Here is a 19,938-nt window from a genome sequence, read left to right on the forward strand (position 1 = left end):
GCGTGGGAACGATCAGGGATCTCAAGCACACTGATCGTGCCCATCGCTCTGAAGTGGGCATGCATCCCGTGACGCTCCGCGTCACACATGGCACAGACTGCGGATTCAGTGAGCCAGGCGCGTTGCTCAAGTCACCTTTCGGAATGGCCGCTGATCAGCTCAACCGCGTCAGATACCCCGGCACTTCCTGTTCCGGCAGCACCGACAACACCTTCAAGCGCTGCAGCATGCGTTGTCTGGCGCGGTGCAGGTGGTCCTTGAGGTTCAGCGCGGCGGCGTCAAAGGCGCCGTGCAGCAGCAGTTCGAGAATCATTCGGTGTTCGGCGAGCATGGCTTCATCGGCGCCGATATCCAGCAGCCGATAAAAGATCCGGTTGATGATCATCGGGCTCTGCGCCTGGCTGATCAGGGTGGCAATCTTGCGATTCTGGAGTCCCGCCAGACACTGCTGATGCAGGTCCTCTTCCAGCTGCTCGATCTGTTCCAGGCTGCAGCTTTCAGTGTTTTGCGCCGCGATGACCCTGGCCAGCATACTTTCCAGGCGTTCGCGACTCAGGTGCGGCCCGGTCTGGCGCAAGGCTTCGGGTTCCAGGCAAGCGCGCAGCTCATAATCGTCGGTCACTTCACGCGCCGTCAGGGGGCCGGCCAGCCATTGGGAGTAGGGTTCCTTTTCCACCAGCCCGCGATCACGCAGCCTCATCAGCGCTTCACGCACCACAGCCCGGCTGACCCCGAAATGCTCGGCCGCGCTCTGTTCATCCAGACGGTAATGACCAAAAGCGATACACGCCGACAGTGCCGCGCCGATCTCGTCATGAATGCGCTCGCCCAGCGGCCGGGTGTCGACCAGCTCTTCGCTGCTGTCCAGCCCGAACTGTTTGTGGCTCAGGCTCAGACGCAAGGGCTCGACTATACCGCCCTCGGGGTTGACCAGATAACCGCGTCCATCGAACCGGCTGATCAGTCCTTCGTCGTGCAGCAGGTTAAGCGCCTTGCGCACTGGCACGCGGCTGGTGCCGAACAGTTCAGCCAACGGTGCTTCAAGCAGTACCAGTCCATTGGCGACCGCACCCGTGAGGATGGCGTTGCGTAACACTTCACGGATGGTGGCGTAGCGCGAGGCGGTGCGCGGGTCCTCATCTGACATCGTTTTCTTACACTTCTGACGGCTGACGAACAATTCTCGCACAGATGCGTGACTGTCACCTTGAGGTACATTCGGACGCTCACTCATGGGGCCACCGTTACCTATCTGCACTAAAATGTATCTTTTATAAAAGATACATTATTTCATTGTGACAGCCGACCAAACGTCCTGCGTCCCGCCCATTCAACGTTCGTCCCGCCCATGAAAGGTTTCTAATCCAGCTGTCTCGGGGCATTCAGGCATCAGACGCCATTGCTCCAGAGAGCCACGAGCACGAGATTGGCATGGATTCTGCCTTTGTTAAATGTACATTTTATTAATAAGTACATTTTTAAAGGTCTGTTATGTCGATGATGGACACTGCGGCTTCCGCAATCACCTTCGATGCCTGCGCACTGGCTGATGATTTCGCTCAGGGCCGTACCGATCCCGTTCAGGCTCTGGAGCAGGCGCTGCATCGAGCCGGTCAGGTTGATCACGTCTTCATTTCCATGAGCGAAGAGCGCGCCCGTCGCGAGGCCGAAGCGTCGGCCGCCCGCTGGAGGCAGGGCCAGCCGCTTGGTCCGTTCGATGGTGTTCCGCTGGCGTGGAAGGATCTGTTCGATGTGGCGGGTTCCGTGACCACCGCCGGTTCCGCGACCCGCCGGCAGGTCAGCGCCGCTTGCCTGGATGCGCCGAGCGTCGGGCTGCTGGCCCGCTCCGGCATGGTCAGTGTGGGCAAGACCAACCTCAGCGAGTTCGCCTATTCCGGGCTCGGCCTCAATCCGCATTTCGGTACGCCGGTCAATCCGCTCAGCGATGATTCGCCACGGATTCCTGGTGGCTCGTCTTCAGGCTCTGGGGTTGCTGTCGCAGCGGGCATCGTGCCGATCGCGATGGGTACTGACACCGCAGGCTCGATTCGCATTCCCGCAGCGTTCAACGGTCTGGTGGGCTTTCGCAGCACCAGTCGCCGCTACAGCCGCGATGGCGTGTTTCCGCTGGCAATCACGCTGGACAGTGTCGGGCCGCTGACCCGAAGCGTTCGTGATGCGCTGGTGATCGACGACCTGCTGTGCGCACGCAGCAAACCGACCTCGCACGTGCCGCGCAGCCTGGCTGGTCAGCGATTCATCGTCGATCGGGCGGTATTGGATGACACGCGTGTCGAGGCTGCAGTACGCGACAATCTGTTGCGCGCTGTCGAGGCGCTGCGTATGGCCGGTGCGCTGGTCGAGATGCGTCCTTGCGAAGCCTTTCAAGCCACCCTGCACCTGATTCAGCACAGCGGCTGGCTGGGCGCGGCCGAAGCGTTCGCCCTGCATCAGCCGTTGCTCGACAGCGATGCGGCCAGCGAACTCGACCCCCGCGTGCGCAAGCGCCTTGAAGCGGCCCGGCACATGCCTGCCAGTCTGCTGATCAACCTGTACGCCGCCCGCGAGCGCTTGCAGGAGCGGCTGACCCTCGAGCTGGACGGCGCGCTGCTCATCACCCCGAGTGTCGCCCACGTCGCGCCGCCGCTTGCACCTTTGCTGGCCGACGACGAGCTGTTCATCCAGACCAACCTTGCGACGCTGCGCCTGACCATGCCGGGCAGTCTGCTCAACATGCCCGGCGTTTCGCTGCCCAGCGGCTTCGATGCCAGCGGCCTGCCCACCGGGCTGTTGCTCAGCGCGCCAGCCGGTGAGGACGCCCGGCTGTTGCGCGCGGCACTGGCGGTGGAAGCGCTCTTGCAACGCTCATGAACACCCCTTGAACACCCTATCAACGACTGACCGGCGCCCTTGCCTGATGCGGTGAACCGGTCCGATCAACCAGCAGGAGAAACAACAATGGCTAAAGAAATTCTGTGTGCGTTTGGTGTCGATGTGGATGCTGTCGCGGGCTGGCTGGGCTCTTATGGCGGTGAAGATTCACCGGACGATATCTCGCGCGGTCTGTTCGCAGGCGAAGTCGGCGCGCCACGCCTGCTCAAGCTGTTCGAGCGTTACGGGCTGCGCACGACCTGGTTCATTCCCGGTCACTCCATGGAAACCTTCCCCGAGCAGATGAAGGCGGTGGCCGATGCGGGGCATGAAATCGGCGTGCACGGCTACAGCCATGAGAACCCGATTGCGATGACGCCGGAGCAGGAAGAAATCGTCCTCGACAAGTCCATCGACCTGATCATGCAAGTCACCGGCAAACGCCCGACCGGCTATGTCGCGCCGTGGTGGGAATTCAGCAATGTCACCAACGAGCTGCTGCTCAAGAAAGGCATCAAGTACGACCACAGCCTGATGCACAACGACTTCCACCCGTACTACGTTCGCGTGGGTGACAAGTGGACCAAGATCGATTACAGCCAGCACCCCGACACCTGGATGAAACCCCTGGTGCGCGGTGAAGAAACCGATCTGGTGGAGATCCCGGCCAACTGGTACCTGGATGACCTGCCGCCGATGATGTTCATCAAGAAAGCGCCGAACAGCCATGGCTTCGTCAACCCGCGCCACCTGGAAGAAATGTGGCGCGACCAGTTCGATTGGGTGTACCGCGAGCACGAACACGCGGTGTTCACCATGACCATTCACCCCGATGTTTCCGGACGCCCCCAGGTGCTGCTGATGCTTGAGCGCCTGATCGAGCACATCCAGAGCCACGCGGGCGTCAAATTCGTCACCTTCGACGAGATCGCCGACGACTTCGTGCGTCGCAACCCACGTAACCGTTGATTCATAGCCCTGTCCGAGGCATCACTCATGTCCATATACAACAAGCTTGACCTGACCGGCTGGAAGCCAGAGCAGTTGACGCCGGAGCAAGTTCGCTTCGCCACATGGATAGCCTTTTTTGCGTGGGTGTTTGCGGTATACGACTTCATTCTGTTCGGAACCCTGCTGCCCGAGATCGGGCGGCACTTTTCCTGGAGTGAAGTGGAGCAGGCCGAAATCGCGACTTGGGTTGCGGTCGGTACGGCGGTGGTGGCACTGGCCATCGGGCCGCTGGTGGATCGCCTGGGACGTCGGGTTGGCATCATGTTTACCGTAAGTGGATCGGCCATCTGTTCGGCGCTTACAGCCATTGGTGGGTCGTGGGGCAAGTCGCCGCTGATCCTGATCCGTTCGCTGGGCGGTCTGGGCTATGCGGAAGAGACGGTCAACGCGACCTACCTGAGTGAAATCTATGCGGCGTCGGATGACCCGCGTCTGGCCAAGCGCCGCGGCTTCATCTACAGCCTGGTGCAGGGCGGCTGGCCGGTCGGCGCGTTGATCGCAGCGGGCCTGACGGCGGTTCTGCTGCCGATCATCGGATGGCAGGGCTGCTTCGTGTTTGCGGCGATTCCAGCCATCATCATTGCGATCATGGCGCGTAAGCTCAAGGAGAGCCCGCAGTTCCAGATCCACCAGCGCATCACGCAACTGCGCAAAAAGGGTGACGTCAGCCAGGCACAGGCCGTGGCTCACACCTATGGCGTCGATTACGACGAACACAGTAAGGCAGGCCTAGGTGCTGCGTTTCGCGGCACGTCGTTGCGCGCAACGCTGGTGATCGGCGCAGCCATTCTGCTCAACTGGGCGGCGATTCAGGTATTCAGCGTGCTGGGCACAACAGTGATCGTCAGCGTCCACCACATCTCGTTCGAGAACTCGCTGATCATTCTGGTGCTGTCCAACCTGGTCGGTTACTGCGGCTACCTGAGCCACGGCTGGATGGGTGACAAGATCGGCCGTCGCAACGTGATCGGCCTGGGCTGGATGCTCGGTGGTCTGGCGTTTGCGGGCATGCTCTATGGACCAAGCAACATGCCGATGGTCGTCGGGCTGTACAGCCTGGGCCTGTTCTTCCTGATCGGCCCGTACTCGGCGGCACTGTTCTTCATCAGTGAAAGTTTCCCTACAAGCATCCGCGCCACCGGCGGCGCGATCATTCATGCCATGGGACCTCTCGGCGCCGTCGTGGCGGGTTTCGGCGCGACGTCCGTGCTGAGCGCAGGCGGCGACTGGCAGACCTCGGCGCTGTACTTCGGCGCGCTGCCTTGCTTCCTGTCCGGTGCGTTGATGTTCGCGGCCCGTCACGTGCGTCCTGAAACCGTTAAGTGAGGAATTGCCCATGACTCGTAAAGTTGCACTGGTCACCGGTGCCGCCAGCGGCATCGGTCAGGCCTTGGCCGTAGCGTTTGCCCGGCAGGGTGTGGCGGTGGCGGGCGGGTTTTACCCGGCCGACCCGCACGACCCGGATGAAACCCGTCGTCTGGTGGAAGAGGCGGGCGGCGAATGCCTGATGCTGCCACTGGATGTTGCCAGTACCGAATCGGTGGACAATCTGGCCAGTCAGGCTTTGCAAGCCTTTGGCCGAATCGATTATGCAGTCGCCAACGCAGGCCTGTTGCGTCGCGCACCGCTGCTGGAAATGACCGACGCGCGCTGGAATGAAATGCTCGACGTGGACCTGACCGGCGTGATGCGCACCTTTCGCGCCGCTGCCCGGCATATGGGCAAGGGCGGTGCGCTGGTGGCGATCTCGTCGATTGCCGGTGGTGTGTATGGCTGGCAGGACCACTCGCATTATGCTGCGGCCAAAGCGGGTGTGCCGGGACTGTGTCGTTCGCTGGCCGTGGAGCTGGCGCCGAAAGGCATTCGTTGCAACGCGGTGATTCCGGGCTTGATCGAAACACCGCAGTCGCTGGACAGCAAGAACTCGCTGGGCCCGGAAGGGCTGAAACAGGCCGCCAAAGCGATCCCGCTGGGGCGTGTCGGCCGGGCGGATGAAGTGGCATCGCTGGTGCGTTTTCTGTGCAGTGACGAAGCCAGCTACCTGACCGGGCAGAGCATCGTGATCGACGGCGGCCTGACCGTGCGCTGGCCGGAGTGAGATGACGCAGGTCATGACCGTGCCTGAACGGAGCGACGGGCACGATCAAAGTGTGGGAGGCGGCTTGCCGGCGATGCGTTTTAATGATCGTTCCTACGCTCCGCGTGGGAATGCCTCCCAGGACGCTCCGCGTCCGCTCTTGAATGTGGCGCAGATGCGCGGCCAAGCTCCAGCGTTATCCACGTCATGCGCTTGGCTCACTGAATCCGCAATCTGTGCCATTTGTGACGCGGAGCGTCACGGGAGGCATGCCCACGCGGAGCGATGGGCACGATCAGTGGCGAGGCGGATTTGTGTATAACGCTGAGCGCGGAGCATGGGCATGATCAGCTTACGTAATCAGGCGCTATGGATTTTCCCGGCTACCCGTAACAAGGAATTCACCATGCAGCAACTCAAAGACAAACGCGCCGTGATCACCGGCGCAGGCAGCGGCATCGGCGCTGCTATCGCGCGGGCCTACGCCGTTGAAGGCGCACAGCTGGTACTGGGCGACCGTGATCCGACCAACCTGACCAAGGTCGCCGAAGAGTGCCGCCAGCTCGGCGCGCAGGTGTACGCCTGCGTGGCTGACGTCGGCACAGTCGAAGGCGCGCAGGCCGGTGTCGATGCATGCGTCGAGCAGTTCGGCGGCATCGACATTCTGGTCAATAACGCAGGCATGCTGACCCAGGCGCGCTGCGTCGATCTGAGCATCGAGATGTGGAACGACATGCTGCGCGTCGACCTCACCAGCGTGTTCGTTGCCAGCCAGCGCGCCTTGCCGCATATGCTGGCGCAAAGCTGGGGACGGATCATCAACGTCGCCTCGCAGCTCGGCATCAAGGGCGGCGCCGAGCTGACCCACTACTCCGCTGCCAAGGCTGGCGTGATCGGCTTCACCAAATCACTGGCGCTGGAAGTGGCCAAGGACAACGTGCTGGTCAACGCCATCGCGCCTGGCCCCATCGAAACGCCATTGGTTGCAGGCATCAGCAGCGCCTGGAAAACCGCCAAGGCGGCCGAGCTGCCATTGGGCCGTTTCGGGTTGGCAGAGGAAGTCGCGCCGGTCGCTGTGCTGCTCGGCAGTGAGCCGGGCGGCAATCTGTTCGTGGGCCAGACACTGGGGCCGAACTCCGGCGATGTGATGCCGTGATGCACTTGAGCGAGGACTGATCATGTGTGGACTGTGCGGGCTGTTGGGCGAAGATGTTCACTGGAGCGATCCGCTGAGTGGCGAGCTGCCGAGGCGGCGTGAGCGCTTGCGGCGCATTGCGGCCATCAACAAGGTGGTGGCGCCGTTTCGCTTGAAGGTCGAGGACTTTCAGGGCGTTTCCTATCTGCTGCTGGGCGCTACCGGCAAACAGGAACTGGCGAGCGGCCTTGATCAGTTGTGGCAGAAGGCCGAACTGCTGATCGGCCGACCGCTGGACCCGCTCGATTTCCGTTTGCTTGAACATTTGCAGAGGTCGTCATGAGCATTGCGCTGAACGTGATCACCGGCTTTCTGGGCAGCGGCAAAACCACATTGCTCAAGCGCCTGCTGGCGGATGAGGACATGGGGGACACCGCGCTGCTGATCAACGAGTTCGGTGACGTAGGTATCGATCACCTGCTGGTCGAAGAAGTGGCGCCAGATACCGTTCTGCTGCCCAGCGGCTGTGTCTGCTGCTCGATTCGCGGCGAGCTGAAAGACGCGTTGCTCAGTCTGCTGGAGCGCCGCAGTCGCGGTGAAATCCCGGCGTTTCGTCGGGTGATTCTGGAAACCACCGGTCTTGCCGACCCTGCGCCTATCCTCGCCACGCTGAGTCATGACCCGCAACTGCGCGGGCGCTTTCATGTAGGGCTGATCGTCACGCTGGTCGATGCCTGCCATGCCGCGCTGCAGGAGCGTCTGCACCCAGAATGGCTGGCTCAGGTCGCCGCCGCTGACAGGCTGCTGCTGAGCAAGACCGATCTGGTCGATGAGCCTGCTCTCGATGCACTGCGGCTGCATCTGCAGGCGCTCAATTTCTCCGCACCCTTGCTGGACACCGCAGAGGTTCACAGCGGCGATCAGTTGCTGCTGGGGCAGGGCGTACGCAGTGCGGAACCCGCTCAGGAAGTGACCCGCTGGCAATTGCATCGTCCGCAATCCACATTGCCCCGGCATGGCGACGCACAGGTCTGTTGCCTGACCTTCGAGCGGCCGCTGGACTGGGTCGGGTTCGGGGTGTGGTTATCGATGCTGTTAAGATGCCACGGCGAACGAATCCTGCGTGTCAAAGGACTGCTCAACGTGAATGCCAATCAGGCCCCTGTCGTGATCCATGGTGTGCAGCATTGCCTGCATGCGCCCGTCCACCTTGCAGCCTGGCCGGGTGATGATCGCACCTCGCGTCTGGTGTTCATTCTGCGCGGCCTCGACCCTGAATTGCTGCGACGCTCGTTCGACGTGTTCGCCGCCAGCTTCGCGCCGCCCGTGGCCTCGGCTCAAAGCGAGACCGCTGCATGACCATCACGTTGCGTGTGCTGGGTACCTCCGTCACGTTGCTTGAGTCTCTGCGGGAACGCGCCGAACAGGACCTGGGCATCAAACTGGTCTATCAGATCCACGACGTGCAGACCGCGCAACGCATCGCGGTCATGCAGCCGGACAGTTACGACCTTTATGACCAATGGTTTCACAACGTCGATTTTGTCTGGCCGGCGCGGGCGATTCAGCCTATCGATACGCGGCGCATTGCGCTGTGGCACGAGATCAACGATCTGCCCAAGCGCGGGCGCCTGAGACCCACTGACCAACCCGGCAGCGGCAGTGTGCCCAGCGAGCGTCTGTTCGTGCAGCACGACGGCAGCCTGGGCAGCGCGGTCACCGAGCGCATCAGCATGCTGCCGCTGACCCACAACGCTGACAGTTTTGCCTATCGCCCGGAACGCCTGCCGGACAGCCTGAACCCGTCCGATGAAAGCTGGGGTTGGCTGCTTGATCCGGTCTGGAGTGGACGTATTGCGTTGCAGAGCGATGCCGCCATTGGTGCCCTCGACGCCGCGCTGGCGGTGCAGGGCGCGGGACTGGCGCAGTTCAAGGACATCGGCAACATGTGCATCGAGGAAATCGACCTGCTCGCCGACGTGCTGGTGCGTAAACAGCAACAGGGGCATTTCGGTGCGTTCTGGTCGGACGACGAGGAAGCAGCGGAATTGATGCTCAGTCCGACCATCGATATTCAGAGCTTGTGGTCGCCGACGCTGGTTCGGCTGCATCGAGCAGGTGTGAAATATCGTGTTGCGGTGCCCAAGGAAGGCTATCGCGGCTGGTTCGGCGGGCTGTCCCTGTCGCGCCACGCCAAGGGCCCGGTGCTAGATGCGGCTTATGCATATCTGAACTGGTGGCTGTCCGGCTGGCCGGGCGCGGTGATGGCGCGTCAGGGTTACTACATCGGCAACCCGGCCCGCAGCCGCGATCACTTGAGCGCTGCGGAATGGGACTATTGGTACGCTGGTCTGCCTGCGCGCGAGCAACTGCTGGGCAGTGACGGTCTGCCGCTGATCGATGCCGGGGAAGTGCGCGACGGCGGCTCGTACGAAGAACGCATGGGCCACATCGCCGTGTGGAATTCGGTCATGAACGAGCACAACTACCTCGTTCGGCGCTGGAGCGACATCCTGCGCGCGGGTGGCAAAGCGGGTGGGAAAGTACGTTAGACACGGGCAGTGCCCATTGCTCCGCGTCACAAATGGCACAGACTGAGGATTCAGTAAGCCGAGCGCATGACTTGGATAACGCTGGAGCTTGGGCACACATCTGCGCCACATTCCAGAGCGGACGCGGAGCGTCCTGGGAGGCATTCCCACGCAGAGCGTAGGAACGATCATCATCGTATTCCTCCAGGAGGACTTGTGTATAACGCCAAGCGCGGAGCATGGGAACGATCATCGAGGCCACAAAAAAGGCGGCTATCTCTCGATAGCCGCCTTTCGTTTACCTCAGCAGAACATCACTTCGGCAGTTTGAACGCCATTACGTAGTCACCCTGCTTGGTGCCCAGCGAGCCATGACCGCCAGCCACGACCAGCACGTATTGCTGACCGTCCTTGCCGGTGTAGGTCATTGGCGTGGTCTGAGCGCCTGCAGGCAGGCGGCCTTCCCACAGTTGCTTGCCGTTACGAACGTCGTAGGCACGCAGGTACTGATCGAGCGTACCGCTCAGGAACGCCAGGCCGCTGGCGGTGGTGAATGTACCACCCAGGCTTGGAACGCCCATGGTCAACGGGATCGGAACCGGCGAGCTGTCACGTACGGTACCGTTCTTGTGCATCCAGATGGTCTTGTGGGTGGTCAGATCGACCGCAGCCACGTAGCCCCATGCCGGTGCCTGACAAGGCAGGCCCATTGGCGACAGCAGTGCTTCCAGGATCACGCCATACGGGGCGCCCTTGTTTGGCTGTACGCCTTCGGTTTCGCTCTTGCGACCCGGACCGCCTTCCACTTCAGCCGATGGCACCAGCTTGGAGCGGAACGCCATGTAGCTCGGGTTCACGAACGCAATCTGGCGAACCGGGTCGATGGAGATACCGCCCCAGTCGAACACACCGAAGTTGCCTGGATAAACAATCGAGCCCTGCAGCGATGGCGGAGTGAACGGGCCGTCGTAACGCAAGGACTTGAAGTCGATCCGGCACAGCATCTGGTCGAACGGGGTCACGCCCCACATGTCACGCTCTTTCAACGGAGGCGGCATGAAGTTCAGGTCAGACTTGGGCTGGGTCGGCGAGGTGTGATCGCCTTCGACCGCGCCTTGTGGGACCGGCACTTCCTTGATCGGTACGATCTCTTTGCCTGTGCTGCGGTCAAGCACGTAGATGCTGCCCTGCTTGGTCGAAGCCAGTACAGCCGGTTTCACGCCGTCAGCGGTTTTCATGTCCATGAGGGTCGGCTGACCGCCCACGTCCATGTCCCACAGGTCGTGGTGAGTGAACTGGTAATCCCAACGCACTTTGCCGGTGGCGATGTCCAGTGCAACCAGGCCCGCGCTGTACTTCTCGGACTCAGGCGTACGGTCGCCGCCCCACTGGTCAGGCGTCTGGTTGCCCATCGGCAGGTAGATCATGCCCAGCTTTTCATCGACGCTGAACATGGACCACATGTTCGGCGAGTTGCGAGTGTAGACCTGACCTTCAGCGATAGGCGCTGTGGCTTCAGGATTGCCGCTGTCCCAGTTCCAGACCAGACGACCGGTGTGTACGTCGTACGCACGGATCACGCCGGACGGCTCATCCATCGAGACGTTATCGGTGACGTGGCCACCGATGATCACCAGGTCCCTGGTCACGGCCGGAGGCGAGGTGGAGTAGTAACCGCCTGGCGCGAAGGTGCCCATGTTGGCCGTCAGATCGACCGAGCCCTTGTTGCCGAAGTCTTCGCACATCTTGCCGGTGTCGGCATTCAGGGCGATCAGACGAGTGTCGGCAGTCGGCAGGAAGATCCTGCGCGGGCAGGAAGCACTTGCAGTCGAAGCGTCAGTCGCAGCAGGGGCTGCCGGGCTTTGAGCCGGAGCGCCAGCTGCGGCATAGGCTGCGTCATCGTGATACGTGACGCCACGGCAGGTCATGTGCGCCCAGCCTTTGAAGTTCTCGGCGTTCTGGGTGCTGATCTTCGGATCGAAGCGCCAGATTTCCTTGCCCGTATCCGGGTCAAGTGCGATCACCTGGCTGTGCGGCGTGCACACGTACAGCATGCCGTTGACCTTGAGCGGGGTGTTCTCGGCGGTCGTCTCGCCCGGATCGTTAGGACCTGGGATGTCGCCGGTGCGATAGGTCCACGCCGGCTCCAGCTTGCTCACGTTCTCTGGCGTGATCTGCGCCAGCGGCGAGTAACGGTCACCGAAGGCGGTACGGCCATAGGACTGCCAGTCACCGTCAGGCATCGCCGGTGCGGTGTTGGTCGTGCCCGTAGTCTCGCGATCCAGCTGACCTTCGATGCGGCCAGGATTAGTGAACTGGCTGGCCAGCGCGGTCAGACCGGCAAGCACCACGGCGATGCTCAACGCACCGGTGCCCATGCGGGCCGGGCCGTTACGCAGCAGCGGACGGCGGAACCATGGCAGCAGCAGTACCAGACCCAGCGCGAACCACAGCGCCAGACGCGGCACCAGTTGCCACCAGTCCAGACCGACTTCCCACAGAGACCAGACCGTGCTGGCGAACAGCAGCAACGCGTACAGACCCAGCGCAGCGCTGCGCCCGGTCATCAACAGCACGCCGGTTACCGCAAAGCCGATACCGGCCAGCAGGTAATACAGCGAGCCGTCCAGTTGCAGCAACCTGATGCCACCGACCACCAAGGCCAGCCCCATCAACAGAATCACCAGCCCGAGCAGTGTCGGTAACAGACGATTTCTACCCGAAGCACCATCAGTGCTCATAATGCGAATCTCCGCGAGAATTGAATGATTGACCCCTGGCGCTGCAACCTCTGCAAAACCCTGGACCACTCTTGAAACCGAACTAACTGTTGAGACGATTTACCAGCGGTTGAATTCAACCGTTGGTCAGAACGAGAGTTGCACTTTCAATCCAGCCACCAGCGCGTCGTCGACTTCGTCCAGCCCACCCGGATGACGCACGTATTGCAGGTTCGGGCGCACGGTCAACCAGTCGGCCACATGCACGCCGTAATACAGCTCGGCGTTGTATTCCGTGTCCTGCAAAGGCGTGAAGGATGGGTCGTTGTAGTCGTAGACCGCTGCTGCCTGATTTCGTGCATCAGCGTTTTTCCGGTACGCCGGATTGACGTGAATGCGTGACAGACCCAGGCCGATATCGTCTTGGGTACGGGCGTCGAACGGGCCTTTGTAGACCATGCCGACCGAAACATAGTTATCCACCATGTTGGTTTTCTTGTCGTGCAGCGTGCCGTTGGCGAACAGCGTCAAACCGCGACTGGCATCACTGTCCTGAGCGGTGACCTGCTGGCGCAGATTGAGCCACACGCCGTGTTTGCTCGAGGCACCACGATACGCCGTCCCGGTGAGGGCGGCGGGCTGACCGTCGGTGTTCTTGTAGACATCTTCGCTATCAGCGGTGCTGTAGTAATAACCGGCGCGGTATTCACCCGGCAGGCCATCGACGCTGGGCGACCAGACCAACTCCACCGGCAACACCGCACCTTCGGTGCCACTGCCGCTGAGTTTGAAGGCGTTGTCGTTTTCCAGGTTGGACGGGTTCTGTTCGAACGCTCCGACCTGCACGAAGACTTCAGGCGTGAGCTGGTACTTGATGCGCATCGCCCATTGGCTGATCGGCCAGTTGTACCAAGTGTTGACGTAATTGCCGACCTGCGAGCCGCACAGCGACAGGTTCTGAAAGTCGCAGGGAATGCTGTTGAAATCCTCACCTTCGTTGAAGCGGCCGAGCTTGATGCTCAAGGCCTGGTCGAAGAATTTCTGCTGATACCACATCTGCGTCAGTCGGGTAACGCTGCCGCGTCCCCAGACTTCCTGCGAGGAAGAGATCGTTCCGGTGCGGGGGTCGCCGATCCGGTCGTTGCTGATATTGTCGCCGTTGCGGTTGTTCAGGGTCAGCTGAAACTCGGCGTCATGCCAGCCGAGGATTTTCTGCAGGTCCAGATGAGCGCCGACGGCGATCTGGTCGCTGTAGCGGGTCGCTTTGTCGTGGTTGTAACCGCCGTGCAGATTGGCGCCGGTCTCGCTGGTGTAATCGAGTTTGAAATCGATCCCACGCGTCGAGAGATCGGTGCGCTTGCCGCCCCAGTCACCCAGCATCCAGGGCGAGTCGGGAGACAGGGCGGGCGCGGCATGGACTGTGCCTGCCAGGCCGAGCAGTGTCAGGCCGCACAGACTGACAGCACGTTGAACCGTGGCGAAGCGGTAATGCTTTGATGAATTGGGCATGAAAAGGGGCATTCTTTTTTGGTTTTTTTCAGGAACGACAAGGCTCTCCGTGACCGTCTGGGCGGTCATCGGTGAAACTCCGGATGCAGAGAATCGGTTCAGCTATGAAGGCGACAATGATAGGACGCTAACGAGTTTACGAAAAGGGCTTTCCTTGACATGGATCATTGCAGGTTTGGTAACAGTGCTTTAAAGGACTATCTTTAACGGGGGATTCAGCCCTGACGCACACTTGAGCCTTTCCGATGTCCGATGGCTCGGCTAAGGTGCGCACCTTCCTGTATTGCGCCCACTCACGGGCTTCAAGGTTTGACATGACGACACCCAATACCGACCCGCTGCATGGCGTCACGCTGGAGCAGATTCTCACCGCCCTGGTCGAGCACTACGAGTGGTCGGGCCTGGCCGAACGCATCGACATTCGCTGCTTCAAGAGCGACCCGAGCATCAAGTCCAGCCTGACGTTTCTGCGCAAGACGCCGTGGGCGCGGGAAAAGGTGGAAGGGCTGTACAAGAAGCTGCACCGCAGTAAAGGCTGGTAATCAACGCATGGCAGGGAGGCTGATATCCAAGGAAGCACACCGATGCACAGTCACCACCTGCCTCGTTCCCAACGGCAGCGTTACATCCTCCTGCTGGCCGCCTGTCTGGGCTGGTCGGGGCTTGCGATTCAGCTGTATCTGATTCTGATCGGCCGCTGGATGGATCACGCCAGCTTGCTGGGAGGACTGGTCCGGTTTTTCAGCTTCTTTACCGTGCTCACCAATACGCTGGTGGCGGTCGCGCTGAGCTGTGCGCTCAGCCAGCGACAGTCGGCGGGGCACAGGTTCTTTCGCGATCCTGTGGTGTGCAGCGGCATCGCGGTGAGCATCGCCGTGGTCGGCATTGCCTACAACATCCTGTTGCGCCATTTATGGCACCCGCAAGGCTGGCAGTTCATCGCCGACGAATTGCTGCATGACGTGATGCCGCTGACCTTTCTGGCGTACTGGTGGCTGTGCGTGCCCAAGGGGCTGTTGCGCCTGAAGCATGTGTTGTTATGGGCGCTGTACCCGATTGTGTACTTCGCCTACATCCTGCTGCGCGGCGATGTGATCGGCGATTACATGTACCCGTTCATCGATATCGGCACGATCGGTTTCACCAAAGCCTTCATCAACGCGCTGGGTGTGTTGCTGGGGTTCGTGGTGATCGCGTTGATACTGGTGGGTATGGATCGCTGGGCGTCGCGTCGTCAGAAATGAAGAGGACCGCTGCTTAGTCTGGCGCAGCCAAGCGCGCCAGACCATTTCGATTTACGTGTCTTCGCCGTCCAGCTTCCAGTAACCGGCGGCCTTGACGAACGCTTCGTCGAGCCCGAACTCCTCCAGCAATACCCGACGCAGCTTGCGCGACAGGCCGGATTCCGTGGCCACCCAGGCGTAGAGCCTGCCTTCGGGCATTTCCAGACGACGCGTCACATCGATCAGGTTCTGTTCGCCGCGCACAATCCAGATCACATCGACCTGGGCCGCGCTCCGGAATACCTGCTGTTCCTGTTCGTTCGCCACCTCGACCACCACCAGCGCAGCGCGGTTGGCCGGCAGCGACTCCAGACGACGGGCGATGGCCGGAATGGCGGTTTCATCGCCGATCAACAGGTAACTGTCGAACATGTCCGGCACCACCATCGAACCCTTGGGGCCGGCAATGTGCAGGAACTGTCCCGGTTCAGCCTGCGCTGCCCAGGTGGCGGCCGGGCCTTCGCCATGCAGCACGAAATCGATATCGAGTTCGCCCGTGGCTTCGTCATAGCGACGCGGCGTGTAGTCACGCATCGGTGGGCGTGGCGCGTCCTTGTCGCTGCCAGGCGTCAGGGTTTCCAGCGCCTCCTGCTCCTGGGGCGTGCGTGGAAAGAACAGTTTGACGTGGTCGTCGGTGCCCAGGCTGATGAAGCCGCTCAGCTCCGGGCCTTGCAAGGTGATGCGGCGCATCAGCGGCGTCAGTTGAGTCACGCGCAGCACTTTTAGCTTGCGACGTTTGATTTCATGCATGACGCGGTGGATCGATTGTTCCTGGGTCGTGTGGTCTGAAGTCATTGCGACGGCTCCGAGGCTGATTGCGGCCCATCGACGATGGCCTTGGCGGTGTTGTTGAGCAGGTCGCGGACCCGAATGATTTCTTCCGGGCTCCAGCGGCCGTCGTGCATGTGCATGGCGTGGCGCAGGTTGTGCACCGCTTCGTGGATTTCCGGCGGTCGGTCGTGGCCCCGCAGCGAGCGCTTGCTGACCTCGATGCGGGTGCGTACGCCGTCCAGTGCAACGGTCTGTTCCAGCAGGGACGTGCGACCGGCCTCGGTCACGGTGTACAGCTTTTTGCCCGCCTGAGCGTCGCCGGTGACCAGTTCGCTTTCTTCCAGAAAGGTCAGGGTCGGATAGATCACGCCGGGGCTTGGGCAGTAGGCGCCATCGAACAGACCTTCGATCTTGCGGATCAGGTCATAGCCGTGGGCGGGCTGCTCGGCGATCAGCGCCAGCAGCAGTAATTTCAGATCGCCCGGGGCAAACACACGCGGGCCGCGTCCACCGCGTTCACGGCCGGGACGTTTTTCAAAACCGTCTCGGTCTTCACGAGCGTGTGGGGGGCGAGGGTGGGGGTGATGAGCGTCATCACGCATGGTCTTCATCTCTCTGTCTGTACAAGTTAGATATACCTTAAGATATATCTAAATGGTTCTGCAAAAGTGGATGACGAACGGTAACGGACTCACGTCCCTGTGATTTCTCCGGTAGACGGCGAGCTGCACATCGCCTTTCCGTGATCTTCTAGATAGGGCGTCAATATCGGCGCCATGCCCTTGAGGACTTGCACTGGCAGTGCCGAGGTGAAGCGAAAGCCTTCGGCAGCACGGCCTGGAACGAAAGCCGTCAGCGTGCCGAAATGGTTGTCGCCGATGTAGAACACGAACGTCGCCGTGCGGTTGACGGCCCGCGAGCTGAGGATGCGTCCGCCTGCGCCGATGCTCTCTATCCGGTTATCCCCGGTGCCGGTCTTGCCACCCATCGCCAGCACGCTGCCATCCTGCATTTTGAACGTGCCCTGCACGCGTTTCGCCGTACCGCCGTCCACCACCTGGGACAGCGCCTCGCGCATGGCTGCGGCGACTTCGGATGGCAACACCCGTTCGCCCAGTTCCGGGTTGATGGTCAGTTCGGTTTCGTAAGGCGTGTCGGCGGCAAAATGCAGGCTGTCGATGCGTACCGCGGGCAGGCGGATGCCATCGTTCTGGATGATGCCGATCAACTCGGCGAGTGCGGCCGGACGATCGCCGGAGCTGCCGATGGCGGTTGCCAGCGAAGGCACCAGATGGTCGAACGGATAACCCACACGCTGCCACCGCTGCTCGATGTCCAGAAACGCCTCGACCTCCATCATCGTGCGGATGCGGCTGTCGCGCGCACCCTTGTGCCGACTCTTGAACAACCAGCCATAGACTTCCTGGCGCTCGAAACGGCTGGCGGCCACGGCGTCCTTGAACTGGGCGTCGGGATGCTTGAGCAGATAGCCCACCAGCCACAGGTCCAGCGGATGTACCCGCGCGACGTAGCCTTGATCGGGCAGGTCATAGGCGCCGGGGCCGTAACTGTCATACAGATCCGCCAGACGTTTTTCGGTCAGTTTCGACGTCGCTCTCGTGTCTTCAAGGTGCGCACGAACGAAGGCATTGAAGGTCGTGCGGTCGGCGCCAGGCAGCAGGTAACGATGCACGGCAGCCAGGCGAATGGCGGTGGGATGAATGCCATCCAGAAAGGTGTCGAGGCGTTCCTGCGTGGTCTTGTCCTTGTAGCGTTTCCAGAAGCGCAGCAGGAACACAGTGCCTTCACGGTCGGCGAACTGGCTCAGGTATTCCTGACGACGCGGGTTGTCGTCGTCCTTGAGCAACGCCGCGCTATTGCTGGGCGCTTGATAGGTGCTGTAGCGCACCACGTCGCGCATCAGGCGAATGAACGGCAGGTTGATCGACTCGCGCAGCGATTCGCGCAAGGTCGGGATGCGTCCGTCGTCTTCATGTCTGAAGTTGTTGAAGCGATGCATACCGCCGCCGGTGAAGAAGGCTTCTCCGGGGCTGGCCGAGTACGTACGGTCCAGCGCCGCCGCGAGCATCTTCGACAGGTCGCGGTCCTTGTTCTGCAGCAGATAATCCACTGACCAGCGCGTGAGGCGATCCGGTTCTTCAATCGGGACTTTTCGCAGCTGCGCAACGCTCATGTCGGCGTAGCGCCCATGCAACTCGGCAATGATTTCCAGATAGGTCGTCAGCACCCGCATCTTGGCGGTCGAGCCCAGCTCCAGCTTGCTGCCCTCGTTGATGTCGAAGGGCTGGTCGGTGCTGTCGGTCTGCACCCTGACCCGCGAGCCATCGGCGCCGCGCTCGAAAAGGGTAAAGCTGTAGCGCACCTGCGCGGTGCTGGCCGGCGACAACAGCCGCTCGCCCATCAGCCCCATGCTGCGGGCGAACTCCGGGTCGGCCAGATCACGCAGGTACTGGCTGACCTGAGTCTGCAACTGGCCGTGCAGGGTGCTGGTGGCCGACAGGTCGAGACGGTCCAGGTCGTAAAGGGGCCGATTCAGCAGGTTCGACAGACGGGTACGCGCAACGCTGATGCCCTTGTTGGTTTCGATCGCTTGAATCGTAGGCTGCTGCACCCAGTCGCGATAAGTGACCGTCGCCGCCAGCGCTGCGTCGGCGAGGGGTTGATCGATGACGTTGGCCTGCGCCAGCAAGCGAATGTGGCTGTCGGTAAGCTCTGCCAGTTCAAGTCGACCCTTGGCCAGATAGTGAGAAGGGCGGCGCTGGGCAATCACCAGTGACAGCACCTCGCGCAGGGCCAGCGCCTTCTCGGCCAGGCCTTTGCTGTCGGCAGGACTGGACGCGAGAATTTCGTTGGTTCTGGCAAAGTCCGCACCGAACCAGACCCGCAGCCCCTCGGCCAGACCGTGTACCTCGCCATGCCCGGGCACGGCCGACAACGGCACGCTGTTGAGGTAATCCCGAACCACATGCTGGCGCGCCTCCAGCGTCTGCGAGCCCGGCTGGTAGGCCCGGACACTGGCAGAGATCATCTGCCGGATCTTCTCCGAGCCCGATTGCGTCAGTCCGTCCGGCGAGTGACGGTACTTTTCCAACTGCGTGGCCAGCGTACTGCCGCCTGCCGACTGGCCGGGCAGTGACAGCATTCTCGCGATCTGCGACCACGCCGCCTTGGCAAAGCGCGGCCAGTCCACTGCCGGGTTGGCCAGCGGCTGCTGCGGGTCGAGCAGGTCGCGGTTTTCGATGAACAGCAGGCTGTGCACCACCACTGGCGGAATGTCGGCGAAGGCTGGGTAAAACTGCTGTGGATAGCGGAACTCATACAGTGGCGCGCCCCGACAGTCGGTGATCGACAGCCCCGCCTGAATCTTTTCCTGATAGGGCACAAAGAAACCGCGCTGGCTGTAACGCATCAACTCGGGTGAAAAGCGCACCTGTCGGGTGATCACGTAATCGCGCTTCAGCAGACGCGGCAGGAAGTCGTCCAGCGAGGAATATCCCAGACGTTTGTCGAAAGGCCCGTCACCCGGGTACACAACATCCGTGCTCGGTCCAGGCTGCACCGAGTAACTGAGGTTGGCGGCAAAACGGCTGAACTCCCGGGCCTGAAGCCTGGAACTGCGGCTCTCGACCGCCACCGCTGCACCCAGCGCTACACCTCCCAATGCCACGACCACCCAGAACACCCGCCATCCGTAACGTTTACGAGGGGGATGCTTCGGCGCGCGTGGGTCATCCTGACGGTCAGCGGAAATCACATCTTGCCTGCTATCGGAATGCCTGAATACGCCCATAGTCGATGGCCCGTCACCCTGTTAACGCACCTGAGACAAGCTTAGACGCTGGGCGGGATTGCAGGAGAAATTGTCAGGAGGAATTTAGAGGGCGTTGCAGGCGTTAAGGGGTAGTCAGCCAGATTCGAGCCAGTGGAAACCAGGAAAGGCCGATCTGCGGTATATATATAAAATTTGCGAGTTATTAATGTGTAGGATGTTTCCGTAAAGTTGTTTTTG

The 19,938-nt window shown here is 61.4% G+C and carries 16 protein-coding genes; 10 read left to right on the forward strand and 6 right to left on the reverse strand.

Translation table 11 applies throughout. From position 1 onward, the window contains the following. Nucleotides 1-154: 154 nt before the first annotated feature. Nucleotides 155-1,147: a GntR family transcriptional regulator gene (locus tag CFBP1590_RS06500; RefSeq protein WP_167383079.1), complete on the reverse strand. Its 993-nt coding sequence runs from the start codon at nucleotides 1,145-1,147 to the stop codon at nucleotides 155-157. Nucleotides 1,148-1,491: 344 nt separating this feature from the next. Between CFBP1590_RS06500 and CFBP1590_RS06505 the strand changes: the two genes are divergently transcribed. From CFBP1590_RS06505 to CFBP1590_RS06540, 8 genes are all read left to right on the forward strand, one after another. Then, complete coding sequence (locus CFBP1590_RS06505; RefSeq protein ID WP_374729016.1) at nucleotides 1,492-2,871, forward strand: amidase; 1,380 nt, start codon at nucleotides 1,492-1,494, stop codon at nucleotides 2,869-2,871. 87 nt (nucleotides 2,872-2,958) lie between these two features. Beyond that, nucleotides 2,959-3,840 carry a polysaccharide deacetylase family protein gene (locus CFBP1590_RS06510; RefSeq protein WP_004881821.1) on the forward strand — a complete coding sequence of 294 codons (882 nt, stop codon included), beginning with the start codon at nucleotides 2,959-2,961 and terminating at the stop codon, nucleotides 3,838-3,840. A 27-nt stretch (nucleotides 3,841-3,867) separates the two neighbouring features. Next, nucleotides 3,868-5,208, forward strand: coding sequence for an MFS transporter (locus tag CFBP1590_RS06515; RefSeq protein ID WP_004881824.1), 1,341 nt, complete (start codon nucleotides 3,868-3,870; stop codon nucleotides 5,206-5,208). A 10-nt stretch (nucleotides 5,209-5,218) separates the two neighbouring features. Further along, on the forward strand, nucleotides 5,219-5,980 hold the full coding sequence (locus CFBP1590_RS06520; protein ID WP_088234690.1) for an SDR family NAD(P)-dependent oxidoreductase: 762 nt from the start codon (nucleotides 5,219-5,221) through the stop codon (nucleotides 5,978-5,980). A 385-nt stretch (nucleotides 5,981-6,365) separates the two neighbouring features. After that, entirely contained in the window at nucleotides 6,366-7,115 is a 750-nt protein-coding gene (locus CFBP1590_RS06525; protein WP_088234691.1) for an SDR family NAD(P)-dependent oxidoreductase, read from the forward strand. 22 nt (nucleotides 7,116-7,137) lie between these two features. Next, entirely contained in the window at nucleotides 7,138-7,437 is a 300-nt protein-coding gene (locus tag CFBP1590_RS06530; RefSeq protein WP_088234692.1) for a hypothetical protein, read from the forward strand. After that, the gene (locus tag CFBP1590_RS06535; protein WP_088234693.1) at nucleotides 7,434-8,453 is read left to right on the forward strand and encodes a CobW family GTP-binding protein; all 1,020 of its coding nucleotides are present in this window, start codon (nucleotides 7,434-7,436) and stop codon (nucleotides 8,451-8,453) included. Before CFBP1590_RS06530 ends, CFBP1590_RS06535 begins: the two co-directional genes overlap by 4 nt. Beyond that, the gene (locus CFBP1590_RS06540) at nucleotides 8,450-9,646 is read left to right on the forward strand and encodes an ABC transporter substrate-binding protein (protein WP_029241566.1); all 1,197 of its coding nucleotides are present in this window, start codon (nucleotides 8,450-8,452) and stop codon (nucleotides 9,644-9,646) included. Before CFBP1590_RS06535 ends, CFBP1590_RS06540 begins: the two co-directional genes overlap by 4 nt. 293 nt (nucleotides 9,647-9,939) lie before the next feature. Here the strand turns inward: CFBP1590_RS06540 and CFBP1590_RS06545 are convergent, their stop codons facing one another. Further along, nucleotides 9,940-12,366, reverse strand: coding sequence for a glucose/quinate/shikimate family membrane-bound PQQ-dependent dehydrogenase (locus tag CFBP1590_RS06545; protein WP_088234694.1), 2,427 nt, complete (start codon nucleotides 12,364-12,366; stop codon nucleotides 9,940-9,942). Between the two features lie 126 nt (nucleotides 12,367-12,492). Further along, complete coding sequence (locus CFBP1590_RS06550; RefSeq protein ID WP_162864198.1) at nucleotides 12,493-13,854, reverse strand: carbohydrate porin; 1,362 nt, start codon at nucleotides 13,852-13,854, stop codon at nucleotides 12,493-12,495. Nucleotides 13,855-14,168: 314 nt separating this feature from the next. Here CFBP1590_RS06550 and CFBP1590_RS06555 point away from each other — a divergent pair, with 314 nt between their 5' ends. Both CFBP1590_RS06555 and CFBP1590_RS06560 read left to right on the forward strand, forming a co-directional pair. Further along, entirely contained in the window at nucleotides 14,169-14,396 is a 228-nt protein-coding gene (locus CFBP1590_RS06555; RefSeq protein ID WP_004881832.1) for a VF530 family protein, read from the forward strand. A gap of 42 nt (nucleotides 14,397-14,438) precedes the next feature. Then, entirely contained in the window at nucleotides 14,439-15,098 is a 660-nt protein-coding gene (locus CFBP1590_RS06560; protein WP_043306246.1) for a Pr6Pr family membrane protein, read from the forward strand. A 51-nt stretch (nucleotides 15,099-15,149) separates the two neighbouring features. Here the strand turns inward: CFBP1590_RS06560 and CFBP1590_RS06565 are convergent, their stop codons facing one another. The 3 genes from CFBP1590_RS06565 to CFBP1590_RS06575 form a co-directional block, all read right to left on the reverse strand. Then, nucleotides 15,150-15,932 (reverse strand): siderophore-interacting protein, encoded by a 783-nt coding sequence (locus CFBP1590_RS06565; RefSeq protein ID WP_088234695.1) that lies wholly within the window; start codon nucleotides 15,930-15,932, stop codon nucleotides 15,150-15,152. After that, nucleotides 15,929-16,519, reverse strand: coding sequence for a PadR family transcriptional regulator (locus tag CFBP1590_RS06570; RefSeq protein ID WP_088234696.1), 591 nt, complete (start codon nucleotides 16,517-16,519; stop codon nucleotides 15,929-15,931). Before CFBP1590_RS06570 ends, CFBP1590_RS06565 begins: the two co-directional genes overlap by 4 nt. An 80-nt stretch (nucleotides 16,520-16,599) precedes the next feature. Continuing rightward, nucleotides 16,600-19,719 (reverse strand): transglycosylase domain-containing protein, encoded by a 3,120-nt coding sequence (locus CFBP1590_RS06575; RefSeq protein ID WP_088234697.1) that lies wholly within the window; start codon nucleotides 19,717-19,719, stop codon nucleotides 16,600-16,602. Nucleotides 19,720-19,938 lie beyond the last annotated feature (219 nt).

It is taken from the genome of Pseudomonas viridiflava, assembly GCF_900184295.1.
Classification (GTDB): Bacteria; Pseudomonadota; Gammaproteobacteria; order Pseudomonadales; family Pseudomonadaceae; genus Aquipseudomonas; species Aquipseudomonas viridiflava.